8 protein-coding genes are annotated in these 3,901 nt (G+C 30.7%); all 8 read left to right on the forward strand.

Features of this window, described 5'->3' with window-relative positions; translation table 11 throughout:
- The coding region (locus ACJMLB_RS03435; RefSeq protein ID WP_405323698.1) for a 30S ribosomal protein S19e at window positions 1–385 on the forward strand (385 nt) is incomplete at its 5' end.
- Window positions 386–477: 92 nt separating this feature from the next.
- A complete protein-coding gene (locus ACJMLB_RS03440) occupies window positions 478–843 on the forward strand; it encodes a DNA-binding protein (protein WP_295607063.1) in 366 nt (121 codons plus the stop codon).
- 20 nt (window positions 844–863) lie between these two features.
- Window positions 864–1,463 carry a hypothetical protein gene (locus tag ACJMLB_RS03445; RefSeq protein WP_405323700.1) on the forward strand — a complete coding sequence of 200 codons (600 nt, stop codon included), beginning with the start codon at window positions 864–866 and terminating at the stop codon, window positions 1,461–1,463.
- Between the two features lie 73 nt (window positions 1,464–1,536).
- Window positions 1,537–1,692: a 50S ribosomal protein L39e gene (locus ACJMLB_RS03450; RefSeq protein WP_067145211.1), complete on the forward strand. Its 156-nt coding sequence runs from the start codon at window positions 1,537–1,539 to the stop codon at window positions 1,690–1,692.
- An 11-nt stretch (window positions 1,693–1,703) separates the two neighbouring features.
- Window positions 1,704–1,964 carry a 50S ribosomal protein L31e gene (locus ACJMLB_RS03455; protein WP_292778657.1) on the forward strand — a complete coding sequence of 87 codons (261 nt, stop codon included), beginning with the start codon at window positions 1,704–1,706 and terminating at the stop codon, window positions 1,962–1,964.
- A 69-nt stretch (window positions 1,965–2,033) separates the two neighbouring features.
- Window positions 2,034–2,711, forward strand: a complete 678-nt coding sequence (locus ACJMLB_RS03460) for a translation initiation factor IF-6 (RefSeq protein WP_405323703.1) — start codon at window positions 2,034–2,036, stop codon at window positions 2,709–2,711.
- 103 nt (window positions 2,712–2,814) lie between these two features.
- The gene (gene rpl18a, locus ACJMLB_RS03465) at window positions 2,815–3,039 is read left to right on the forward strand and encodes a 50S ribosomal protein L18Ae (protein WP_298535467.1); all 225 of its coding nucleotides are present in this window, start codon (window positions 2,815–2,817) and stop codon (window positions 3,037–3,039) included.
- A gap of 29 nt (window positions 3,040–3,068) precedes the next feature.
- Window positions 3,069–3,497, forward strand: a complete 429-nt coding sequence (gene pfdA / locus ACJMLB_RS03470) for a prefoldin subunit alpha (protein WP_295607046.1) — start codon at window positions 3,069–3,071, stop codon at window positions 3,495–3,497.
- Window positions 3,498–3,901: the final 404 nt, after the last annotated feature.

Genomic DNA, 3,901 nt, shown 5'->3' on the forward strand with positions numbered 1-3,901 from the left:
ATTTAGAGATAATAATGATAAAATTGTTGCCCCTGAATGGACAAAACTTGTTAAAACTGGTGTTCACAAAGAAAGAAAACCAGAAAACATCGACTGGTGGTATGTAAGATGCGCTTCTATCTTAAGAAGAGTTTATATTGATGGACCAGTTGGAGTAAGAAGTTTAAGAACCTTCTACGGTGGTAAAAAAGACAGAGGAGTTAACCCTGAAAAATTCAGAAAAGGTAGTGGCTCTATTGTAAGAGTAGCTTTACATCAATTAGAAGATGCAGGTTACGTAGAAAAAGTCGATGCTGGAAGAATTATTACTCCAGAAGGTAGATCTTTCTTAGATAATACTTCTGCTGAATTAATTAAAGATATTCCAGAACTTTCAAAATATTAGGTAGAATTAATTAGAATTAATCATGGAATATTTTTGATGATTATTTAATGGTTGATTCAATGAAAAATATTTAAATTAATGGGGTTTTTATTATGAGTGAACTTGATGAAATACGCAAAAGACGTATGGCTGAATTACAACAACAACAAGCAGCTATGAATGCTGATCCACAACAAATGGCACAGCAACAATTGCTAGAGCAGCAAGCTGCTCAACAACAAGCAGAAATGCAAGCTCAGTTAAAGCAAGCTATGAAACAGATTTTGACTCCAGAAGCTCGCGGTAGATTAGATAATCTCAGATTAACTAAACCGGAACTTGTTCAAAATATTGAGATTCAATTGCTCCAATCAGCTCAAGCAGGTTCTCTTAGAGGAAAAGTAACTGATGAACAACTTAAAGTTTTACTTAAAAATCTCATGGGTCAAAAAAGAGAAATCCACATTACAAGAAGGTAATTGACTAGTGATTTGGTAAAATGAAAGCTTGTGTTCTTTATAGCGGTGGCAAAGACAGTTCATTGATGGGAATTATCCTTGATCAATTAGGTTTTGATGTTGAACTCGTTACTGCTAACTTCGGCGTTTATGATTCATTTCATCCAGCTCAAAAATCTGCAGAGTCCATTGGTTTAAAGCATAAGGTTTTAAATTTGGACATTTCAATTTTGGAAAAAGCTGTTGATATGATTATGGAAGATGGTTTTCCTAATGATGGAATAAAGTATCTCCATGAAGCTGTTGTCGAGGAAGTAGCAAATCATTACGAACTTGTTGCTGATGGAACAAGAAGAGATGACAAGACTCCTAAGCTCAACAGAAATCAAATCAGAAGCTTGGAAGATAGAAAAGATATTCAATATATGAATCTTGATAGTTTTGGCTATAAGACCATCAAATATCTTGTAGATAAGTTTTTTGAATTGAAGCATGAAAAGAGCAATAAGGATACAAGTTCAGATTATGAGGTTGAAATCCGATTATTGATTGATAAGAAAGGAGGAAATTCCTCAGATATTTTCCCAGAACATTATCAAACTAATGTTAGTGGGCTAAAGAAACAGATCAATAGGATTTAGTTGTTATCATTGAAATTAAAATTAATTAAATTATTTTTCAAAATATCAAATTTATTATATTCGCGGTGAAAAAATGAGTAGAAATAAACCATTAGCTAAAAAATTAAGAATGGCTAAAGCTAATAAACAAAACAGAAGAATCCCTATTTGGGCTTATTCTAAAACTCAACGTAAATTAAGATACAGACCTAAACCTAGACATTGGAGAAGAAATGATCTTAAAATATAGGGGTGTTTAATATGGCAGAAGAATTAGAAAGAACTTATGTTATTCCACTTAGAAAAGTTAAAAATGTAAAAAGAACTATCAGAGCTCCTAGAGCTATTAGAGAAGTTCAAAACTTTTTAATGAAACATATGAAAGCGGAAGAAGTTAAACTTGATGCTTCTATTAATGAATTTATTTGGGAAAGAGGAATTCAAAAAATTCCATCTAAAGTAAAAGTAAACGCTGTAAAAGATGAAGAAGGTGTTGTTAAAGCAACTTTAGCAGAAAACTAATTTTGCTATGGCTATATTTAATCATCTTTTCAATCTATTAAAAATTAAAATTTATATAAGGAATAAAATATGCTTAAAAGAATAAATTTAACTGGAAATCCTAATTTAGGAGTTTACATATCCGTTAATGATGAAGTAGCTATTGTTCCTTTTAATCTTCCTACTGAAATGGAACCTGTGATGAAAGAGGTACTTGAAGTAGATTTAATAAGAACTTCCATTGCAGGATGCAATTTGAATGGAGTTCTCGCTACTGGAAATTCTAATGGTTTTGTTGTTTCTCCACACACTACTGATAGAGAAATAGAACTTTTAGAGGATGCAGGGCTTAATGTTGCAAGACTTCCTGGAAAATATACTGCAGTAGGGAATATCCTTGCAGTAAACGATTATGGTGCTATGGCAGGTCCAAACATTAAGGAAGAAACTATCAAAGTCATTGAGGATACCTTAAAGGTTCCTGTAGAAATATACCAATTCGCTGATTCCAAGATTGTCGGTTCAGCAAGTATAGTTACCAATAAAGGTGCTCTATTGCATAGGGATACCTTATCCGGTGAACTTGAACATGTTGAAGAGTTCTTCAAGGTTGAAGGAAATATTGGAACTGTATGCAAAGGTATGCCTCTTGTAGGTGCATGTGGTATCGCTAACTCTAATGGAGTTATGGTTGGAGAACATACCACCGGTCCTGAAATGGCTAGAATCGAAGAAGCTTTAGGCTTTTTGGATTTCGGTGATTTTTAATTTCATCATAGTTTAAGGATATGTTGTGTTAATTGATTATTTTCATTCAATATTCAATTATATGTCAGATGATTAATTATAGTATTATTAGGAAGGGATTCTTATGTTAACAAAAATTTATAGAATTAAAGGTAGTTTTGTAATGGGCAGTGAAACCCAAGTTTTCACTAAAGAATTCAAAGCTATCAACGAAGAAGACATTTATGAAAAACTTTATTCCATTTTTGGAAGTAAACATAGAATAAAAAGAAGTCAAATTAAAGTTGACTCCATTGAAGAAATTTCTGAGGATGAAGTAGAAGATCCTGTAGTTAAAGCAATTCTCTAGAGGGTCAATCATAATCTTAAGGTGTTAAAATGGAAGACCAGCAAAAATTACAACAAATTTTAGCTCAACTTGAAGTTTACAAATCCCAATCTGAATTATATCAAACTCAAATTGATGCAGTTCAAACTTCTCTTGCTGAAATTAAAATTTTAGAATCTACATTAGATGATATAAGTGGTAAAGACACTGTTGAGACTTTAGTACCTCTCGGTGCTGGCTCCTTCATTAATGCAGAGATTAAAAATGAAAATAAAGTTATTATGAGCCTCGGTTCTGGTGTAGCAGTATCCAAAACTTTTGAAGAAGCTAAAGAAACTGCTGCTCAACAAAAACAAGAGCTTGAAAATACTTTAGACAAGTTATTTGCAGATTTACAACAAATCACTAATATTGTAGCTCAGCTTTCTCCTCAAGCTGAACAATTAATGCAAAAACTTCAAGCTCAAGGAATGATGTAAGTAATGCTTTGTTTTTATTGAGTAAATAATAGATTTTTATCTATTATTCTTCTTTTTTTAACTATTTCTTATTTTATTTTATGTTTTTTATATTTTTCTTATCTATTTTTTTAAGATTTTAGACTTTTTTTATTTTATTGCACTGATTTTCGCATTGTTTTATGTTTCTTATATTTTTCTTGGCTGTTTTTTTTAAAATTTCAATAGCAAAGCTTATATTTCATATTTAAAATAAGTAAGTTTATTAATTTTTAAATATAAAAATAACTATTGATAAAAATATTTAAAAAATATTTAATAATATTTTAATAATATCTAAAAAATTTAAATTATAATACTTATTATTAGGCAGGGATAAACTTGTTTGATTCATTAAAGAAAAAATTTGCTGATGCAAGTGGTAA

The sequence above is a fragment of the Methanobrevibacter sp. genome (genome assembly GCF_045114555.1).
Taxonomy (GTDB): domain Archaea; phylum Methanobacteriota; class Methanobacteria; order Methanobacteriales; family Methanobacteriaceae; genus Methanobrevibacter.